This window comes from Lichenibacterium ramalinae, from assembly GCF_004137085.1.
GTDB lineage: Bacteria > Pseudomonadota > Alphaproteobacteria > Rhizobiales > Beijerinckiaceae > Lichenihabitans > Lichenihabitans ramalinae.
This window is the reverse complement of the sequence record NZ_QYBC01000001.1, coordinates 370,690-390,193: the sequence shown is the minus strand read 5'-3', so window position 1 is coordinate 390,193 and position 19,504 is coordinate 370,690. Positions and strand designations below refer to the sequence as shown.

The 19,504-nt window shown below is 73.4% G+C and carries 18 protein-coding genes; 7 read left to right on the top strand and 11 right to left on the bottom strand.

Annotation, left to right across the window (positions count from 1 at the left end):
- Positions 1-243 precede the first annotated feature (243 nt).
- From D3272_RS01780 to ade, 3 genes are all read left to right on the top strand, one after another.
- A complete protein-coding gene (locus D3272_RS01780; protein ID WP_165361171.1) occupies positions 244-1,644 on the top strand; it encodes a heme biosynthesis protein HemY in 1,401 nt (466 codons plus the stop codon).
- Positions 1,645-1,820: 176 nt separating this feature from the next.
- Complete coding sequence (locus D3272_RS01775) at positions 1,821-3,065, top strand: SGNH/GDSL hydrolase family protein (RefSeq protein ID WP_129217344.1); 1,245 nt, start codon at positions 1,821-1,823, stop codon at positions 3,063-3,065.
- 89 nt (positions 3,066-3,154) lie between these two features.
- Positions 3,155-4,864, top strand: coding sequence for an adenine deaminase (gene ade / locus D3272_RS01770; protein WP_129217343.1), 1,710 nt, complete (start codon positions 3,155-3,157; stop codon positions 4,862-4,864).
- Between the two features lie 21 nt (positions 4,865-4,885).
- Here ade and D3272_RS01765 read toward each other — a convergent pair whose 3' ends face one another.
- The 3 genes from D3272_RS01765 to D3272_RS01755 all read right to left on the bottom strand — a co-directional run bounded on the left by D3272_RS01765 (position 4,886) and on the right by D3272_RS01755 (position 7,957).
- The gene (locus tag D3272_RS01765; RefSeq protein WP_281010577.1) at positions 4,886-6,118 is read right to left on the bottom strand and encodes a MiaB/RimO family radical SAM methylthiotransferase; all 1,233 of its coding nucleotides are present in this window, start codon (positions 6,116-6,118) and stop codon (positions 4,886-4,888) included.
- Complete coding sequence (dapF, locus tag D3272_RS01760; RefSeq protein ID WP_129217342.1) at positions 6,112-6,957, bottom strand: diaminopimelate epimerase; 846 nt, start codon at positions 6,955-6,957, stop codon at positions 6,112-6,114. The genes D3272_RS01765 and dapF overlap by 7 nt, the downstream gene beginning before the upstream one ends.
- A gap of 82 nt (positions 6,958-7,039) precedes the next feature.
- The gene (locus D3272_RS01755) at positions 7,040-7,957 is read right to left on the bottom strand and encodes a LysR family transcriptional regulator ArgP (protein WP_129217341.1); all 918 of its coding nucleotides are present in this window, start codon (positions 7,955-7,957) and stop codon (positions 7,040-7,042) included.
- Between the two features lie 73 nt (positions 7,958-8,030).
- On the opposite strand from D3272_RS01755, the gene D3272_RS01750 reads away from it, so the two are divergent.
- Positions 8,031-8,660: a LysE/ArgO family amino acid transporter gene (locus D3272_RS01750; protein WP_129217340.1), complete on the top strand. Its 630-nt coding sequence runs from the start codon at positions 8,031-8,033 to the stop codon at positions 8,658-8,660.
- Between the two features lie 18 nt (positions 8,661-8,678).
- Here D3272_RS01750 and D3272_RS01745 read toward each other — a convergent pair whose 3' ends face one another.
- From D3272_RS01745 to D3272_RS01715, 7 genes are all read right to left on the bottom strand, one after another.
- The gene (locus tag D3272_RS01745) at positions 8,679-9,386 is read right to left on the bottom strand and encodes an aspartate/glutamate racemase family protein (RefSeq protein ID WP_129217339.1); all 708 of its coding nucleotides are present in this window, start codon (positions 9,384-9,386) and stop codon (positions 8,679-8,681) included.
- A 14-nt stretch (positions 9,387-9,400) separates the two neighbouring features.
- Entirely contained in the window at positions 9,401-9,937 is a 537-nt protein-coding gene (locus D3272_RS01740) for a CAP domain-containing protein (protein WP_245496322.1), read from the bottom strand.
- The gene (locus D3272_RS01735) at positions 9,934-10,719 is read right to left on the bottom strand and encodes a GyrI-like domain-containing protein (RefSeq protein ID WP_129217338.1); all 786 of its coding nucleotides are present in this window, start codon (positions 10,717-10,719) and stop codon (positions 9,934-9,936) included. Before D3272_RS01735 ends, D3272_RS01740 begins: the two co-directional genes overlap by 4 nt.
- Before the next feature lie 116 nt (positions 10,720-10,835).
- Positions 10,836-11,453, bottom strand: a complete 618-nt coding sequence (gene ureG / locus D3272_RS01730) for an urease accessory protein UreG (protein ID WP_129217337.1) — start codon at positions 11,451-11,453, stop codon at positions 10,836-10,838.
- The gene (locus tag D3272_RS01725; protein WP_129217336.1) at positions 11,450-12,142 is read right to left on the bottom strand and encodes an urease accessory protein UreF; all 693 of its coding nucleotides are present in this window, start codon (positions 12,140-12,142) and stop codon (positions 11,450-11,452) included. Before D3272_RS01725 ends, ureG begins: the two co-directional genes overlap by 4 nt.
- Complete coding sequence (locus D3272_RS01720; protein ID WP_129217458.1) at positions 12,139-12,867, bottom strand: urease accessory protein UreE; 729 nt, start codon at positions 12,865-12,867, stop codon at positions 12,139-12,141. The genes D3272_RS01725 and D3272_RS01720 overlap by 4 nt, the downstream gene beginning before the upstream one ends.
- 46 nt (positions 12,868-12,913) lie before the next feature.
- Positions 12,914-13,210: a putative quinol monooxygenase gene (locus tag D3272_RS01715; protein ID WP_129217335.1), complete on the bottom strand. Its 297-nt coding sequence runs from the start codon at positions 13,208-13,210 to the stop codon at positions 12,914-12,916.
- Between the two features lie 548 nt (positions 13,211-13,758).
- Here D3272_RS01715 and D3272_RS01710 point away from each other — a divergent pair.
- From D3272_RS01710 to D3272_RS01700, 3 genes are all read left to right on the top strand, one after another.
- Positions 13,759-15,441, top strand: coding sequence for a peroxidase family protein (locus tag D3272_RS01710; RefSeq protein WP_129217334.1), 1,683 nt, complete (start codon positions 13,759-13,761; stop codon positions 15,439-15,441).
- A gap of 12 nt (positions 15,442-15,453) precedes the next feature.
- A complete protein-coding gene (locus tag D3272_RS01705) occupies positions 15,454-16,338 on the top strand; it encodes a hypothetical protein (RefSeq protein WP_129217333.1) in 885 nt (294 codons plus the stop codon).
- Positions 16,339-16,464: 126 nt separating this feature from the next.
- The gene (locus D3272_RS01700) at positions 16,465-18,840 is read left to right on the top strand and encodes a hypothetical protein (RefSeq protein WP_129217332.1); all 2,376 of its coding nucleotides are present in this window, start codon (positions 16,465-16,467) and stop codon (positions 18,838-18,840) included.
- A 30-nt stretch (positions 18,841-18,870) separates the two neighbouring features.
- Here the strand turns inward: D3272_RS01700 and D3272_RS01695 are convergent, their stop codons facing one another.
- Positions 18,871-19,494, bottom strand: a complete 624-nt coding sequence (locus D3272_RS01695; RefSeq protein WP_129217331.1) for a flavin reductase family protein — start codon at positions 19,492-19,494, stop codon at positions 18,871-18,873.
- Positions 19,495-19,504 lie beyond the last annotated feature (10 nt).

Sequence of the window (19,504 nt, the reverse complement as noted above, 5' to 3'; positions counted from 1 at the left end):
CCGGGAGCCGGGATGGCGGGGCGACTCCCGCTGCCCCGCCGGCTTCCGGATCCGATGAGCCGCCCCGGCGGTTGCTCCGCCGCGGTGCCGTCCTCCACCCTGGGGCCGTCGCCGCTCTCGGGGCTGCCCCGAACGCGCGGCCGGGCCTGTCCCGCGGTGGGCGGCGGGCCGACTCCGCCACGATTCCCGCGCCCCGTTCCCGGGGCCGCGGCACGAGACCGATCCGATGAAGGTGGGCGATCCATGATACGCGTGCTGATCTATTTCGCCGTCGTGGTGCTCGTCGCGCTCGGCGTGGTCTGGATGGCCGACCATCCCGGCACCGTGCTGATCACCTTCGGCGGGCGCGAGATCGAGACTTCGACGCTGGTGGGCGCCATCGCGCTGCTGGTCGCGGCGGCCGTCGTCGCCATCGTGTGGAGCCTCATCCTCTTCGTGTTTCGGGTGCCCTCCCTCCTGTCGGGCGCGTCGCGTTCGCGCCGGCGGCAGCGCGGCATGACGGCGCTGTCCCGCGGGCTCGTGGCGGTCGGCACCGGCGATCAGGCCGCGGCCTTGCGCTACGCCGCCGAATCCGACCGCTACCTCAAGCGGGAACCCATGGTCCTGCTGCTCAAGGCCCAGGCGGCCCAGATGGCGGGCGACCCCGGCGCGGCGGAGAAGAACTTCGCCGAGATGCTCGATCACCCCGAAACGCGTGCGCTCGGGCTGCGCGGCCTGCACATCGAGGCGCTGCGCCGCAACGATCCCGAGGCCGCCTACGCCTATGCCGAGGAAGCCCTGAAGACCGCGACCCTGCCCTGGGCCGGCGAGGCCGTGCTGGAACATCGCGCCGGCAACGGGGACTGGGCCGGGGCGCTGTCGGCCGTGGAACGGAACGCCGGCGGTCGCATCATCGATCGCGCCACCGCCAACCGCCAGCGGGCCGTGCTCACCACGGCGATGGCGAGCGACCTCGCGGAGCGCGATCCCGACGAAGCCCTGAGCCTCGTCCGCGATGCCCTGAAAATCGCCCCGACCCTCGTGCCGGCCGCCGCCCTCGCCGGCAAGCTGCTGACCCGCAAGGGCGACATCCGCCGCGCCTCCAAGCTCATCGAGACCGCCTATTCGGCGACCCCCCACCCGGACCTCGTCGACGCCTATCTCAACCTCCGGGCCGGCGACTCCGCCGCCGACCGGCTGACCCGGGCCGAGACCCTGGCCCGCATCGCCCCGCGCGACCCCGAAAGCCTCATGGCGGTCGCCCGGGCCGCGCTCGAGGCGCGCGAGTTCGAGCGCGCCCGGGACACGCTGAAGCCGTTGGTCGAGGGCGGCGACGGCGCCCGGCCCACCGTGAAGGTGTGCCGCATGATGGCCGAGATCGAGGAAGCCGAGCACGGCGAGACCGGCACGCTGTTCGAGTGGCTGCAGCGGGCCCAGCGCGCGCCGCAGGACCCGGCCTGGGTGGCGGACGGCGTCGTGTCGGACCATTGGGCGCCGGTGTCGCCCGCGACGGGGCGGATCGATGCCTTCGAATGGACGACCCCGGCGGAACCCATGAGCCGCGGCGGCGCCGTGGATCATCTCCGGATGCCCGCCGGCGCCGACACGCCGCGGCTCGTCTCAGGGACCGAGCCCGCGACCCTGGAGACCGCCGCCGCCCCGTGACGGCCAGCCCGTGCCGGTCCTCAAGTGGGGAAAATCGCCTGGGACGGCGCCATCCGGCCAGACCTGTGGCATCCCCACACTAGAAAACTCCGCTTCCTGCCGGCAAGGCTCCGCCGGATCGAGAGGCCGGACAGGTCTTCGACGGGTCCGTCCCGGGGAGCAGTCTGGTGTCGAACATGAGCGGGCCGAGAGTCGGCCCGATGCCGCGGCGTGCGGCCTCGGCCGCGCTGTTGGCGTCCGTGCTGGGGGTCTGTAGCTCGGCCGTGCCCGGGGCGGCGCGGGCGCAGTCGGTCGCGTCCTGGGAGTCCTCGATCGCCAATCTCCAGGGCGCGAGCGTCTCGGGCAGCACGGTCCGGCAGTTCGCCCGCATCTCGGTCGGCGGCAGCCGGTTTCGCCTGCGCGTCTCGAACGAGACCGGCACGGCGCCGCTGCGCATCCTCGATGCCCACGTAGGGCTGGCGGGTTCGGCGCCGGGGTCGGTCCTCTCCGGCAGCGACCACGTCGTCACGTTCAACGGAGGCTCGTCCATCACGGTGGCGCCCGGCGCCGGCATCCTGTCGGATGCCGTCGACATGCCGCTGCAGCCGCTGTCGCGCCTCGCCGTCTCGACCTATGCCGAGACGGCGAGCCGGCACCAGGTCGGCCACCTTCTCGCCTCCGAGACCAACTACGTCGCGCCGGGCGACAGGGCCGGCGAGGCCGTCATGGCGGGCGCGGTGGCGACCTCGTCGGGCTTCACTCTCGGGGGGATCTCCGTGGAGGTCGGCATCCAGGCGGCCGGTGCCGTGGCCTGCCTCGGCGATTCGATCACCGACGGGCTCTTCTCCACCAGCGACGCCGAGCGTCGCTATCCCGACCGCCTGGCCGAACGGCTGTTGTGGGCCAGCCAGGGCCGGGTGGGCGCCATCAACGCCGGGATCATCGGCAACGGCATCCTGTCCGGCGGTGCCTTCTCGCTCGGCGGTCCCAGCGCCCTCGCGCGCCTGTCCCGCGACGTTCTCGGCCGGCCCGGCGTGCACTGGCTCATCGTGTTCGAGGGGATCAACGATATCATCTACCCGCCCGACGCGGGCGACACGGCGGACGAACTCATCGCCGCCTACGGCCAGGTGATCCTCCAGGCGCACGAGCACGGCGTCAAAGTCTTCGGCGCCACCCTGACACCCTTCGCCGGAACCGGGGCGGGCTACTTCTCGCCCGCCAGGGAGGCGCTGCGCCAGAAGGTGAACGCCTGGATCCGCGGGTCGGGCAGCTACGACGCGGTCTTCGACTTCGATGCCGTGGTGCGCGACCCCGGGGCGCCCCACCGCCTCCTGCCCGCCTACGACGGCGGCGACCACATCCATCTCGACGATGCCGGCTATGCCGCGGTGGCCGATTCCATCCCGCTCGGCACGATCCTGCGCGGGAGCGGGCGGTGACGGCCCCGATGCCCTGACGGGCTCGGGCCCGCGCTTGCCCCTGCCGTCGCCCTGTCCCATGCTGCACTGCAACGTGAGGAGAGCCCGGCATGACGGTTTCGACCGCAACACTCGCCCGGAGGATCGCGCAGGGACGGGGGCACGAGCCCGCCGACCTCGTGATCCGGGATGTCCGGCTGCTCGACCTCGTGACCGGCGCCCTCGTGCCGACCGACATCGCCGTCGCGGGCGAGACCGTGGTGGGCACCTATGGGCGCTACGAGGGGCGGCGGGTGGTGGAAGGGGCGGGGCGCATCGCCGTCCCGGGCTTCATCGACACCCACCTCCACGTCGAATCCTCGCTCGTCACCCCGCTGGAGTTCGACCGCTGCGTCCTGCCGCACGGCGTCACCACGGCGATCTGCGACCCGCACGAGATTGCCAACGTGCTCGGCACCGCGGCCTTCGACTATTTCCTCGCCTGCGCCGACCGCACCGTCATGGACCTCCGCGTGCAGCTGTCCTCCTGCGTCCCCGCCACGGCGCTGGAGACGTCGGGGGCGGAGATCGGCGCCGAGGACCTCGCCCGCTACGCCGCCCACCCCAAGGTGATCGGCCTCGCCGAATTCATGAACTTCCCGGGCGTGCTCGCCGCCGACCCGGCCTGCCTCGCCAAGCTCGCGGGTTTCGCGGGCGGGCACGTCGACGGGCATGCGCCGCTCCTCCGCGGCCTCGACCTCAACGGCTATGCGGCGGCGGGCATCCGCACCGACCACGAGGCGACCGGCGCCGAGGAAGCGCTGGAGAAGATCCGCAAGGGCATGGTGGTGCTGATCCGCGAGGGCTCGGTGTCGAAGGACCTCGCCGCCCTGGCGCCGCTGCTGACGCTCGAAACATCGCCGTTCCTGTGTTTCTGCACCGATGATCGCAACCCGCTCGACGTCGCCGAGGAGGGCCACATCGACGGCATCGTCCGCATGGCGATCGCGGCGGGCGTGCCGCCGCTCGCCGCCTACCGTTCGGCCACGCTGACGGCGGCCCGGGCCTTCGGGTTGATCGACCGGGGCATGATCGCGCCGGGCTACCGCGCCGACATCGCGCTGATCGACGCGCTCGAGAGCTGCTCGGTGTCGACCGTCGTGTGCGCCGGGCGGGTCGTCGACGAGGCCCTCTTCGCGGCGCGCGGCACCGTGCCGCCCATCGGCCGCGACAGCATGATGGCGCGGCCGGTCGCGGCGGCGGACTTCGCCGTGTCCGGCTCGGGGCGGGGCCGGCCCGTCATCGGCGTCGTGCCGGGGCGGATCATCACCGAGCACCTGACCCACGACCTGCCGGAGACCGACGGCACCGTGCGGGCCGACCCCGCGCGGGACGTCGCCAAGGTCTGCGTGGTGGAGCGGCACGGCCGCAACGGCAACATCGGGCGGGGCTTCGTCCAGGGCTTCGGCATGAAGCGCGGCGCTATCGCTTCCTCCATCGGCCACGACAGCCACAATATCTGCGTGGTGGGGGTCGACGATGCCGACATGGCGGCGGCCGTGAACCACCTCGGCACCATCGGGGGCGGCTTCGCCGTCGTGGAACGCGGCGTCGTCATCGCCGACCTGCCGCTGCCGGTGGCGGGGCTGATGAGCGACAGGTCGCACGAGGACGTGCATGCGGCGCTGCTGCCGCTGCGCATCGCCGCCCGGACGCTCGGCGTGACCCTGGCCGAGCCCTTCCTCCAGGTGGCGTTCCTGCCCCTGCCGGTGATCCCGCACCTCAAGATCAGCGACCGTGGCATGGTGGACGTGAACCGGATGGCGCTGATCGACGGGTGACGCCGGGCCTCCGGCCCCGCGTCACGCTTCGGCGCGCAGCTCCCGCCCGTCGTGGCCCGCGATGGCGACCTCCACGATGCGGCCGGGCGCGACGCCCTCGCCGAGGCGGACGGGCGAGAAGTCCTCCGTCCGGCCGCGGCCGCCCCGCTCGGCCAGCACCGGGAGCCGCCGGCCGACATGGCCGTCGAGGTGGCGGGCCAGCGCCGCCGCGCCCGCGGCCCGCAGCGCCGCCGCCCGGGCCTTGACGCGGTCGCCCGGCACCGCGGGCATGCGGGCGGCCGGCGTGCCGGGCCGGGCCGAATAGGGGAAGACGTGGAGGTGGGCGATGCCGCAATCCTCCACCAGCGCCAAGGATTGCGCGGCTTCCGCCTCGGTCTCGGTGGGAAAGCCCGCGATGAGGTCGGCGCCGAGGGCGAGGCCGGGGCGCAGCCGGCGCACCGCGGCGCAGAAGGCCACCGCCTCGGCCCGCGAATGGCGGCGCTTCATGCGCTTCAGGATCAGGTCCGCGCCGTGCTGCAGCGACAGGTGGAGGTGGGGCATGAAGCGGGGCTCCCCCGCCACCACGTCCAGGAGGTCGGGGTCGGCCTCGATGCAGTCGATGGAGGACAGGCGCAGGCGCGCCAACTCCGGCACGTCCCGCAGCACGCGCTTCAGCAGCCCGCCGAGGCGGCTGCCGTCCGGCGCCGCGAAGGAGGTGACGTCGACGCCCGTCAGGACGACTTCGGCGGCCCCCGCCGCCACCAGCCGGCGCACCTCGGCGACGACGCGCTCGGGCGGGGTCGCGCGCGAGGCGCCCCGGCCGAAGGGGATGATGCAGAAGGTGCAGCGGTGGTCGCAGCCGTTCTGGATCTCGACGAAGCCCCGGGTGTGGCCGCCCGCCGCCCCGGGTCCGAAGCCGGGGGGCGACGGCGCGGCGGGCGCCGGCAGGCCCGGCCTGGCCCAGGCTTCGGGCGCGGCCTTGCCGATGTTGGGGAGGGTGCGGCTCACCTCGGGCATGGCGGCGATGCCGGGATCGACCGCGGCGGCACAGCCCGTCACCACGATCTCGGCCCCGGGCCGCCGCCGCGCCGCGCCGCGGATCGCCTGCCGGGTCTGGCGCACCGCTTCGGCCGTGACGGCGCAGGAGTTGACCACGACGAGGTCGCGGTGGCCGGCGGCCGCGGCGGCGGCCCGCATGGCCTCGGATTCCACGATGTTCAGCCGGCAGCCCAGCGTCAGCACCTCGATGCCGCCGGGCTCCTCCCCGCTCACCACGGCGCGATGGCGCCGGTGGCCGGGTCGAGCCGGCCGCGGTGCTCGAGCGCGACCGGCCCCGTCATCACGATGTGGCCGTCGGCGCGCCAGGCGATGCGCAGGACCCCGCCGGGCAGGTGGACCTGCGCGGTCCGGCGCGTCAGGCCGCGCAGCGCGGCGGCCGCCAGCGTGGCACAGGCGGCGGAGCCGCAGGCCAGCGTCGCCCCGGCGCCGCGTTCCCACACGCGCAGCACGATCTCGTCCTGGCCCCGCACCTCGGCAAACGAGACGTTGGCACGGTCGGGCAGCATCGGGTGGCGCTCGAAGCGCGGCCCCAGCGCCGGCAGGTCGATGGCGGCGGCGTCGACCACGAAGAAGACGAGGTGCGGATTGCCCATGCTGACGGCGGCCGGGGCCTGCAGGCCCGTGCCGTCGAGGGCGTCGCCGAGGTCGACCTGCAGCGTGTCGGCGGCCTCGCGCAGCGGGATGTCGCGCCAGCCGAAATGCGGTGCCCCCATGTCGACCGTGAAGGCGAGGGGGCCGTCGCGGTGGCACGACACGGCGGTGCCGTCGACGTCGAGGCTGACGTCCGGGCCGGCGCCCGTCTCGGCCATGAACCAGCCGACGCAGCGCGTGCCGTTGCCGCAGGCGCCCGCCCGCGACCCGTCCGTGTTGAAGATGCGGACCGCGGCGTCGACGCCGGGCGACGCGGGGTCGGACAGCACCATCATCTGCTCGAAGGCGAGCGGGCCGTGGCACAGGGCGCGGGCCATGGGTCCGGTGAGGGCCGGGGTGCGGCCGCGCTCGTCCACCACCAGGATGGAATTGCCGGCTCCGTTCATCTTGGCGAATGGCAGCATGGTGGAAAACAGGTGGCACGCGCGGGGCCGGGGGACAAGGGCGGCCGCCGGAGCCGGGCTGCCCGGGGGGCGGCGCGCCGGTTCAGCCCCCGGTCGCGCCGCCGGGCTGCACCAGGCTGGTCCGCGCCGCCGCCACCACGGCGCGGGTGAGGTCGGCCAGGACCCGGGCGCCGATGCGGGCGAACTGCCAATGCAGCGGCACGTCGAGGCGCCGGCCCGGCGCCACTTCGACGAGGCGCCCGGCGGCGAGATGCGCCTCGACGAGGGCGAGCGGGTTGAGGCCCCAGCCGAGCCCCGCCAGGCAGGCGTCGACGAAGCCCTGGGTGGCGGGGAGCCAATGGGTCGGCGCCGACAGGTCCACCCCCGCAACCTCGCGCGCCCAAAGGCCCTGCAGCCGGTCGCGCCGGTCGAAGCGCAGCACCGGCGCGGCCGCGAGCGCCGCCGGGGTCGGGCCCTGCGGGAACCAGGCCCGCCGGCCGTCCGGGCTCGCCGTCGCGGCGTAACGGAGGGCGCCGAGCGGGCGGGTGCGGCAGCCCGGCACCGGCACGGGATCCGCCGTGACGGCCGCCAGCACCTCGCCGCTGCGCAGCCGTTCGGCCGTGTGCTCCTCGGCATCCAGCACCAGGTCGAGCAGCGCCCCGGTGTCGCGCGCGAAGCCCGCCGCCGCCGGCATGAACCAGGTGCCGAGGCTGTCGGCGTTGACGGCGACGCGCAGCGTGAGCGGCCCGTCCTGGCCGGCGCCGGCGAGGCCCGGCAGCAGCGTCGCGACCTCGCCCTCCAGCAGCCGCACGCGATCGACATGGGCGCAGAGCTGCGCGCCCGCCGCCGTGGCGAGGCAGGGCTGGCCGCGCCGCACCAGCACGGTGCCGACGCGCTCCTCCAGCGCCCGCACGCGCTGCGACACCGCCGAGGGCGTCACGCCGAGCGTGCCCGCCGCCCGCTCGAAGCTGCCGTCCCGGACGACGGCGGCCAGCGCCGCCAGGGCGGCATAGTCCAGCATGGCCTTAGCTCCGCTTCATCGCGTTAAGGCGATTGAGCTGGCCTACACCGATAGGGCGCGGCACGACAGCGCCATGTCCAGCTTGTCCCCCGTCGCCGGCGGTTTCGCCCTCATGGCTTCCCTCATCGTGGCGGTGGGGGCGCAGAACACCTTCGTGCTGCGGCAGGGCCTGCGCGGCGAGCACGTCGGGGCCGTGGTGCTGTTCTGCATCGCGGCCGACGTCACGCTCATGGCGGCGGGGGTGGCGGGGCTCGGCGCGGCGGTCGGGCGCGTGCCGGGGCTCAGCGCGGCGCTGACGGCCGGCGGCGCGGCTTTCCTCGGCTGGTACGCGGTCGCCGCGCTGCGGCGATCGCTGCGGCCCGGAACGCTGGTGGCGGAGAGCGCCGGCGGCGCCGTGCCGCTCCGCGCGACGCTCGGCCGGGCCGCCGGCTTCACGCTGCTGAACCCTCACGTCTACCTCGACACCGTGCTGCTGCTGGGGTCGGTCAGCGCGGCCCTCGCGGCGGGGGAGCGGCCCGGCTTCCTGCTCGGCGCCTCGCTGGCCAGCGCCTCCTGGTTCGTCGCGCTCGGCTACGGCGCGCGCCTGCTCGCCCCGCTGTTCCGCAGGCCCGTGGCTTGGCGCCTGCTCGACGGCGCCGTCGCCCTCACCATGGCGATCCTGGCCCTGGCGCTCGCCCGCCAGGTGCTGACCGGGGTGCCGTGACGCGTCCCGGCGCCGGGGTCAGGCGGCCCCCGGCTCCCCGAGCATGAAGGCGACGCCGGCGGCGGCGTGGAGGGCGGTGGTGTCGAAGACCGGCAGCGCCATGTCGGCCTGACCGATGAGCATGGTGATCTCGGTGCAGCCCAGGATGACGCCGTCCGCGCCCTCGCCCGCCATCCGCCCCACGACGTCGAGGTAGGCTCGCTTCGACTCGGGCCGGACGATGCCGCGGCAGAGCTCGCCGTAGATCACGTCGTGCACGGTGGCGCGGTCCTGCGCGCCGGGCACGAGGGCATGGATGCCGTGCCGCTCGGCGAGGCGGCCGGTGTAGAAGTCCTGCTCCATCGAGAACCGCGTGCCGAGGAAGGCCGGGCGGCGGCATCCGGCCTCGCGCAGCGCCCGTCCGGCCGCATCCGCGATATGGAGCACCGGCACGCCGGCCCGGGCCTCGATGGCGCCGTGGACGCGATGCATGGTGTTGGTGCAGAGCAGCAGGGCCTCGGCGCCCGCCGCCGCGAGACGCCGCCCGGCCTCGCCGAGCTCCTCGCCGAGTTCGTCCCAGGCGCCGGCCGCCTGCCGGGCCGCGATCCCGGCGAAGTCGAAGGACCACAGGAGCAGGGGGGCGGAATGGAGACCGCCCCGGCGCTCCCGCACGCCCTCGTTCAGCAGTCGGTAGTAGAGGGCCGTGCTTTCCCAGCTCATGCCCCCGAGCAGCCCCAAGCCGCGCATGCCGCGCTCCTCCCTCAATCCGTCATCACCAGCGCCCAGTAGGTCTTGAACCGGGTGCCCGGGGCACTCGCCGCCGCGATGCCGATGCGGCGGATGGGGCGGAAGAGCAGGTTGGCGTCGTGGCCGGGCGAGTGCTGCCAGCCGAGCAGCGCGCGCGCGAAGCTCGGGTAGCCGGCCGAAACGTTCTCGGCCTCGGCGCCGCGGCGCAGTCCTTCGGCCGCCACCCGCGCCGACAGGTCGCCCGCCAGCGTGTGGCTCAGCGTGTCGGCCCGCGCCATGGCGTCGGCCTGCCGCTGGGCGACGCGGTTCAGCGCGGGGTCGACCTCCACGGCGCCGAGGCCGTGGGCCTCGCGGTAGAGCGCGATGGCCCGGCGGGCCGCGTCGACGTCGACCGGCAGGGAACCGGCACCGACGATGCCGGGCCCCCCGCCGGCGTCCGGCAGGCCCGAACAGCCGGCGAGGGGCAGCAGCAGCAGGAGGAGGGCCGCCGCCGCGCCTCGCCGCGCCGTGCCCGTCTGCCGGGCAGCCCCCGGCAGGCCCGCCCGCGTCACTTCAGGAAGACGTAGATGTCCACCTCGAGCGTGTTGTCGTCCGAGCTCTTGGTGCGGTTGAGGTACTCCTCGGCGAACATGTTCTTCGCCTCAAGGCCCTTCTCGTCGAGATAGGCCGTGATGGCCTCGTAGGTGGAGTCGATGTCGTCGTAGGCGCTGCGGTGCTGGAACTTCATCACCTTGCCGCCGGGCGACTGGCCGAAGGACAGGTCGGCCGCCATGTCGGCGGGCTTGGCGCCGGGGTCGCCCGCCACCGGCACCATGGCGGTGAACTTGAACCCGGCATCGTCGGTCTCGGTGAAGACCGCCATGGGGTGGCCCGTCGGCTGCATCTTGGCCTTGGCCAGCGCCTCGTTGAGCTTGGTGAAGCTGTCGTTCAGCGTCTTGAAGCCGTCGTCCCAGGTGGACTGGCCGCTCAGCTGCAGCACCGGGTGGGGCTGCAGCGTCATGGTCTGGCTGATGGACGTGTCGGGCGGCGAGGCTGGCGCGGCGCCGGCGTCGGGGGCCGCGGGTGCGGGCGTCGCCGCGGTGTCGGGCGCCGCCGGCGTGGGCGCGGCGGCGGTCGGCGGGGTGGCGGCAGGCGCCGGGGTGGACGGGGCCGAGATGGCGGGAGCCGGGGTGGCGGGAGCCGGGACCGGCGCCGGGGGCGCAGGCGTGGCCGGCGTGGGGGCGGCCGGCGTCGCCGGCGTGGTCTGGGCGAGAACCGGGGGCGATGCCGCCGCGAGACCGCCCGCCACGGCCGCCATCAGCGCCAGCCGGCGAAGGATACCGTTGAAAGCCATTCTGCTTCTTTCCCGAGGAGGACCGCGGCGACACCGCGGCGACGCGCGCCGGCGCTTCTTATCCGACAAGCCCGGGCCGATTCAAAGAGGCTTCGCTGTTCCTCAGCCGCGGCGCCTCAGGCGCCGAGGCCGCCCTTGGTGCGGATGAACGCCATCACGGTGTCGACGCCCTCGCCCGACTTCATGTTGGAGAAGACGAAGGGCTTGCCGCGGCGCATCCGCAGCGTGTCCCGCTCCATCACGTCGAGCGAGGCGCCGACATGGGGGGCGAGGTCGGTCTTGTTGATGACGAGCAGGTCCGACCGCGTGATGCCGGGGCCGCCCTTGCGGGGGATCTTGTCGCCGCCCGACACGTCGATGACGTAGATGGTGAGGTCGGCGAGTTCGGGCGAGAACGTGGCGGCCAGGTTGTCGCCGCCCGATTCGATCAGGATCAGCTCCAGCGCCGGGAAGCGCCGGTTGAGGTCGTCGACCGCCGCGAGGTTGATCGAGGCGTCCTCGCGGATGGCCGTGTGGGGGCAGCCGCCGGTCTCGACGCCGATGATGCGCTCCAGCGGCAGCGCTTCGGCCCGCGCCAGGATCTCGGCATCCTCCTTGGTGTAGATGTCGTTGGTGATGGCGGCGATCTCGTGCAGGCCGCGCAGGCGGCGGCAGAGCTGCTCCATCAGGGCGGTCTTGCCGGAGCCGACGGGACCGCCGATGCCCACCCGGAGCGGGCCGCGATGTGACGTCATGAGCGGAACAACCTCGAATACAGGGTTTCGTGCTGCAGGGCGGCGATGTCCGACCTTAGGGCACAGCCGCCGAGATCGTCGAGCGTCGAGCCCGCCGCCCAGCCGCCGAGCGCCCGGGCCCGGGGCAGCAGCGCCGCCGTGACGCGCTGCCCGTCGGTCTGCCCGATGGGGCCGAGCCGCACCGCCGCCGAGACGAGGTTGCCCACGAAGGCCAGCGCCAAAGCTTCCAGGCTGGGGACGAGGGCCAGCCCCGCCGTGCCGGCCGCGGCGCCGAAGGCCACCGGATAGGCCACGTCGCCCTCGGCCGGCAGGCCCGGGCAGGCGGCCCCCGGCCAGGAGGCCCGGATGGCCTCGGCGAAGGCGCGGCCGGTGCCGCCCGTCTCGAGCCGCCGCTCCCGCCCCGGCGCCAGCGCGAGGGCGAGGTCGCTGAGGTCCCCGAGCAGGTCGTGACGCGGCCGGGGAGCGGCGGCGAGCCGCCAGGCTTCGGCCGCCAGCACGCCGTCCTGCCGGGCCGAGCCGTGGCCGAGCAGGTCGCCGAGCCAGCCTTCCAGCGTCGCGGCATCGTGCACCAGCCCGGCGTCGACCGCGCTCTCGAGCCCGTGGGAATAGGCGAAGGCGCCGACCGGGAAGGCCGGCGACAGCCAGGCGAAGAGCTCCAGCGGGGAGGGGCCCGCGTCGGGGGGCGTCAATGGTCGTGCTTGTGGTCGTGCTTGTGGTCGTGCTTGTGGTCGTGGTCGTGCTTGTGACCGTGCTTGTGCTTGTGGTCGTCCTTGCCGTCCTCGGGGCCGGGCTCGGCATGGCCCGCCTTGTCGTCCTTGTGGCGGTGCCCGTCGCCGTGCCGGTGGTCGTGGCCGTGCTTCTCGGCCTTGTGATCGTGCTTGTCGTGCTTGTGGTCGTGCTTGCCGTGCTTCTTGCGATCGTCCTTGGGTCCGTCGCCGTGCTTGTGGTGGTCGACCGTGCCGTGGCCCGCGCCCGCATAGGCGCCGCCTTCGGGATCGAAGGGCGCCTCGATGGCCACCACGGCGGCGCCGAGGCCGCGCAGCATGTCCTCGATGACGTGGTCGCCGCGCAGCCGCAGCGCGTTGGACATGACCTGGGCCGACAGGTGCCGGTTGCCGATGTGCCAGGCGAGGCGCACGAGGTCCCCCGGCGTGCGGCCCCGCACCTCGATCAGCGCCTCGGGGGCGGCCACGACCTCGACGACGCGGCCGTCGTCGAGCACGAGGCCGTCGCCGCCGCGCAGCGCCACCGCCTCGTCGAGGTCGAGCAGGAAGGCGAGCCCGCCCGTGCCCGTCATGGCGATGCGGCGGCGGTGACGGTCGTCGAAGTCGAGCACGACGGTGTCGGCGACGGCCGCGGCGGCGTGGTCCTCGGGCCAGTGGCCGCGGGGCAGGACTGTGGTGGCGCGGATCAAGGGCTGGTCCTCGAGGGCACGGGCTGCAGGGGAGGCGTCGGTCGGCTCAAAGCTCTTCGACGCGGGCGGCATGCACCACCTCGACCTTGCGGTCCGCGAGGTAGTCCGCCGAGACGCGGCGCCAGTCCTGGAGGTGCGGCGTGTCGAAATGGGCGGCCAGCGCCTCGCGCGACGCCCAGCGCTCCACGAAGACGAACTCGTTCGGCTCGGTGATGGAACTGGTGAGGTCATAGGAGAGGCATCCCTCCTCCTTGACGGTGTGGGCGATCACGGTGCGGGCGTCTTCGAGGAAGTCCGCGCGCTTCTCGGGATGGATGTGCAGTGTCGCGATCACATAGACCATGGGCTCGGGTCCTTTCCGAACAACTCGCGGCGTCGCGCCGAATCCGGCCGCCGCCGTGGTCTAACGCCCGAGCCCGCCCTTCGGCAACACGGCCCCGGCCGGGCGGTGGGGCGGACGGGAGGAGGCCGGTTCCGGGAGCGCGGTGCGGAGGCGGGGATGGACGACCGCCGACCGGACAGCATCGGCCGCGATCCCCGAAGCGGTGAGCAGGCTGGCCTCGACGACGGGCACAAAGCCATTGACACGGGCGCCCATTCGATCCTAGCGTTCGTTCGAGATCGCCAATGTATTTCCCCGGCCCATTTGGCCTGGCGATCTGGTCGGATCTGTCCGACGTACCGCACCGATAGGTCAAAATCGCCGTCGGTCGAATTGCGCTTCCTTCTATCTTTCTGAAAAATTTCAGCATCTTTGCCAAATCAGCCCGCCATGGATCCGATCGGTGATCGGACGACCTGCTTCGATTTTATTCGAACAGAGCGGCGTAACGGACGGGCCGGGACCGGTCCGCACCATTTTTTTGACCACCTGATCTATCGGGTCGTCACATGACCGATTTCACAATACCTGCATTGAAGAGTTCTCACGGCAACGACAATCGAGGCTTCGTGGCGGGTGCCAATCCCGGCGTCGCCTACGGCCGCTACGGGGCGATGTTCGATGCACCCTCGGCCCAGAAGCTGCCCCAGGAGGCGCTGATGGCCCTCGCGACGGCGATGATCAAACCCGACATCGGCGCCCCCATCACGGATCTGGAGCCGATCGACGAGAATCCGTCGATCCCTGCGGGCTATACCTACTTCGGGCAGTTCATCGACCACGACATCACCTTCGACCCGACACCGTTCAACACGAGTGCGGTCGATGTGGGCGCCCTCGTCGACTTCCGCTCGCCCGCCCTCGACCTCGACAACATGTATGGCCGGGGTCCGGACGATCAGCCGTACATGTACGAGAAGGACGGGTTCAGCCTGCGGGTGGGCCGCGTTCCCGGCCATGCCGATGCCGTGACGGGCACCAAGGCCGACCTGCCGCGGTTGCCCGACGGCACGCCGATCCTGGGCGACAAGCGCAACGACGAGAACAAGATCGTCTCGCAGTTCCACGGCGCCATGATCCAGTTCCACAACAAGGTCGCGGCCGACACCGCCATGCTGACCAGCTTCGGCTTCGACCCGGCGGTCAAGGGCAGCCGTTTCCGCACGGCCGCCAACATCGTTCGCTGGCACTACCAATATGTCGTGGTGTTCGATTACCTGCGGCACATCTGCCTGCCCGGCATCCTCACCGAAGTCTTGAACTTCGGCGAGATGCCGCGCCTGCCCAACTACCTCAAGACCGAGGCGAAGTTCGCCTACATGCCGATCGAGTTCGCAGGCGCGGCCTTCCGCTTCGGCCATTCCATGATCCGGCCGAGCTATTCGCTGAACAGCGTCGTGACGACCGCCAAGGGGGTGCCACCCGAGCCCAAGACGCGCATCCCGACCTTCACCCGCGACGAGACCGACCTTACTCACAATCTCAACGGCTTTCCGGGGCCGTTGGCCGATGTCTGGGGGCTGGACTTCGGCTTCTTCCTCGACCTTCCCGCCGGACCCGGGGCGGCGGCGGGCGGCATGAAGGTGCCGCAGCCGTCGTATCGCATCGACGCCCTGCTGACCGGGCCGTTGCAGGACCTGCCGGAGTTCTTCAAGGACACCGATACGCCGGCCAAGCTCTCGACGATGGTGGGCAACCTCGCCTTCCGCAATCTGGAGCGCGGGCAGACCCTCGGCCTGCCCTCCGGCCAGGCGGTCGCCAAGCTCCTGGGCGTGCTGCCGCTGACGGACGAGATCATCTGGAGCGCCGGCTCGCGCCTCCTCGACAGCGCCAAGCTCGACGCCGAAGCCAAGGCGGACGTCCAGACCACGACCGATGCCCGCGCCAAGGTGTTCGAGGACTGGGGCATGGACAACGGCTGCGTCCTGGCCGGCAACTGCCCGCTGTGGTTCTACATCCTGCGCGAGGCGGAATACTACGGAGTGAAGCATCGTCCGGACGATCCGATGATCGGCTTCGGCGGGCAGCATCTCGGCCCCGTCGGCAGCCGCATCATCTGCGAAACACTGCTCGGCCTGCTCTGGATGGACAAGTCGTCCTTTCTCCACAGCAACCGCGGCTTCACGCCGTTGCCGCAGATCGCGGGTGGGCAGATGACCCTGGCCCGCCTGATCGAATATGCCTTGAGCTGACGGCCCGGGCCGATGTTCAACAGTGCGATCCTCGACGTCGTCATCGGGCTGGTCTTCACCTTCATGGGCGTCAGCCTGGCGGCGAGCGCGGTGACCGAGGCGATCGGCTCCGCGTTCAAGCTGCGCCAAACCACGCTGCGGCAGGGCATCCAGGCCCTGGTGAACGACAAGGACTTCACGGGCCTCGCCCGTGACCTCTACAATCACGCGATCCTCAATCCGCTCGCCAGCGGCAAGGCAGACACCGTCAGGCAACTGTCGCAGCAGCCCGCCTACATCGAGACGAGGCAGTTCTCGATCGCCTTCCTGGACATCCTCGACGCCGGGACCGGTGGCCAGTCCCTGGCCGCCACCATCGCCGCCATCCCCGACGCCCAGCTCCGGGCCGCCCTCACGGCGCTTCTCGCGCAGGCCGACGGCGACGCGGCGAAGTTCCAGGCGGCGGTCGGCGCCTGGTTCGATGCCGCGATGGACCGGCTGAGCGGCTGGTACAAGCGCGACACCCAGGCCATCGCCTTCGCGGCCGCCCTGGCGATCTGCGTCGTCCTCAACGCCGATGCCTTCCACCTGGCCGAGGCCATCTGGCATCGGCCGGCGCTGGTCAGCGAACTCGGCGTCCGGCCGACGGTGCTTCCGAGCCCGACGGACGCCATCGGGCTCCTCGACAAGGCCACGTTGATCGGCTGGGTGGATTGGGACGTCGACGGCCGGCGGTCCTCGCCGTTCGGCCTGACCTGGATGGTGCTGGGCTGGCTGACGGTCGCCGCCGCCTCCCTGTTCGGCGCCCCGTTCTGGTTCGACACGCTGCAGCGCATCGTCCAGGTCCGGGGCACGGGCGACAGCGCCCGCGATGCCGCCGGCGCCAAGCCCGCGCGGCGACGGGGCGACGCCCGGTGAGCGCCGGCTCGCCCCGGCCGTTTGCCCTGCGCGGCCCCGACCCGCTATGCAGGCCGCCGGCGCCAGAGGGCGCGGAGGGCGCAGGCGGCGCGGACGGCGGGGAGGCGCGGGGTGGCGAGGGGCGACGTGAGGGGGACCGGGCCTGGCGCCGCGGTCCTCGTGGCCTGGCTGACCGTGGCGGTGGCCACGCTGGTCTTCGTGCTCCGTCCCCTGTCGATCGGCTTTCCCTCGGGTGGGCTCGACGCCTCCTGGGTGGCGGTGCTGGGCGAGGCGGCGACGCGCCCGGCGCGCTGGGGCGTCGACCTCGCCTTCACCTACGGGCCGGCCTCGGCCCTGGTGACGCGCTACTTCACCGACGGCTATCTCGTTCGGGACCTGCCCGTGCTGCTGGCGGTGGCGCTGGCCGGCGGCGGCGCCGTCGCCTGCCTGGCTGGCCTCGCCGTCGCCGGCCGGGCGCGGGGCGGCCTCCTCGTCGGCCTGGCGGCGCTCGGCACCGCCGCCGGCCTCGCCGCCGACCTCGCCCAGGACCAGGACAGCTTCTATTTCGCGCTCGCCGTGGCGCTGCTGCTGCTGGATCTGTCGCGGCCGCCGCGGCACCGCGCGGCGCGGGCCGCCGTGCTGTCCGGCTTCGCCCTGCTCGGCGTCCTGGCCCTCGCCAAGACGAGCTACGGCGTCCTGGCGCTCGGCCTCGCGGTCCTGGCCGATGCCCGGGCCGTGCTGGCCCGCCGGCGCTGGCCGCTCCTCGTGCCGGTGGTCCTCGGCGCGGCCCTCGCTGCCTTCCTGGCCTGCGGGCAGCGCCTCGCCGACCTGCCGGCCTATCTCGACCTGCAGGGCCAGGTGGCGGCGGGCTACGGCGAAGCCATGTACCTGCCGGCCGCCCGCGGCGAGATCCTGGCCTATCTGGCGGCCGCCGCCGGGCTGGTCGCAGTGGCGGCCCTGTGCGGCCCCCCCGGCGGCTGGGGGCGGACGAGCGCGGCGCTGGGCTGCTCCGTCGCCCTCGTGCTGGCCCTCAAGGCCGGCTTCGTCCGGGCCGACACCCACCCGCAGATCGCCTGGTCGCTGCTCGGCCTGGCCGCCCTCGCGCTCGCCGTCGGCCCCGTGCTGCGGCGCTCCCCGGCGGGCGCCGCGGCGCTCGGGGCGGCGGCGCTGGCCGTTCTGTGGGTCGTGGCGCCGCTGTTCCTCCTCGCCGCCACGGACCGGCAGCCCGAACAGCTTCCCGAGATCTACGGCGACATGCGGGTGCAGCTCGTCACCGAGATCGACGCCTGGGGCCGGTTCCTGCGCTCGCCCGCGCGCTTCGCCGCCGAGGCCCGGCAGGCCAAGGCGGCGGCCTTCGAGGCGATCCGCACCGCCCAGCCCCTGCCGGCGCTCGCCGGCGGCGTCGACACCGTGCCGTCGGCCCAGAGCGCCGTGCTGGCGAACCGCCTCGACTATCGGCCGCGGCCGAGCTTCCAGGAATATTCGACCTATACGGCGGGGCTGATCGCCGCCAACGCGCGGTTCTACGGCGGGCCCACGGCGCCCGATTGGGTGATCTTCGGCCCCGGCGGCCTCGACGACCGCTACCCCGCCATGACGGAGGGCGCGCTGTGGCCGGCGCTGCTGGAGCGCTACGAGCCCACGCTGAAGATCGGCGACTGGGTGGCGTTGAAGCGCCGGGCGGCGCCGCTGCCCGACGTGCTCGGGCCGCCGGTGCGGCTCGCGGCCCGGCTCGGCGAGCCCGTGGCGCTGCCGACCCGCGGGCCGGTCTTCGCCCGCATCACCGTGGGCGAAACCCTGCTGGGGCGGCTCGCCGCCCTGCTGTTCCGGCCGCCGGCCCTCAGCCTGCGGGTGACGCTGGCGGGCGGCGCCACCCGCTCGTCGCGCTTCATCCCGGCGCTGGCGGCGGGCGGCTTCCTGCTGTCCCCCGTCGTCGGCGATGCCGATGGTTTCGCCGAACTCGCCGACGGCCACGGCGCCGAGGCGGGGGGGGCCGAGGTCACCGGGTTCGAGGTGGGCGGCTCGCGCCTGGCGCGCCTCTTCTACGCCGGCACGATGGCGGTGGAGCTGCGGGCCGTCACCGTGCCCGAAACCCCGCCGAGCCCGGAAGCGGCGCCGCTCCGGGCCGCGCTCGACCGCGCCGTCCCCTGGCTGCGCAGCGTCCGGGCGATGGGCCGCTCCGCCGACCTCGACGGCGAGAAGCTGTCGGCGCCGGCGCCGACCGACCTCACGGTGCCGGCCGAGGGCGTGCGCCGCCTGCACGTCGGCTTCGGCCTCTACGACGGCGCCTTCACCGAGGGCCGGACCGAGGGCGTGTGCTTCGCCATCGCCCCCGCGCCCGGCGCGCCCCCGCTGTGGACGCGCTGCCTCGACCCGGCGGCCGTGGCGGGCGACCGCGGCCCGCAATCGGCCGACCTCGACCTGCCGCCCGGCCTCCGCTCCGTCATCGCCGAAACGCGCTGCCGCCGGAGCTGCGACTGGGGCTGGTCCTATTGGGACGCCATCGGTCCGGCGGGCGGGTGAGGCCGCGCGCTCCGGCCGTCAGGCCGAAGGTCAGGCGCGCGGGCGCAGCATCACGAACTTCTGGTCCTCGCCGATCCTGAAATAGTCGCCCGGGCCGCCGCCGCGCAGGATCGGCTCGGCCGCCGCCGTCTGATAGACGCCGTCCTTGAGGAGGCGCCGGGCGATGTGCACCATCACCACCTCGCCGAACACCATCCAGCTGTCGACCTCGCGGCCCTCGGCGGTCCTGAGCCGGACGACCTGGGTCAGCCGGCACTCGAACGACACCGGGCTCTCGCCGACGCGGGGCGCCGCGATCAGCCGCGACGGCGCCGGCGTCAGGCCGGCCAGCGCGAACTCGTCCACCCCCGGTCCGACCGCCGCGCAGGAGGCGTTCATGGCCTCGGCCAGCGGCAGCGTGCTGAGGTTCCAGGCGAAGGCGCCGGTCGCCTCGGCGTTGCGCAGGCTGTCCTTGGCGCCGATGGAGCAGAAGCCTACGATCGGCGGCACGTAGTTGAACGCGTTGAAGAAGCTGTAGGGGGCGAGGTTGCGGCGGCCGTCGCCGTCGACCGTCGAGATCCAGCCGATGGGTCGCGGCCCCACGATGGCGTTGAACGGGTCGTGGGCCAGGCCGTGGCCCCGGGCGGGTTCGTAAGAGTGGATCTCGTCGGTCATCGTCCGTTCC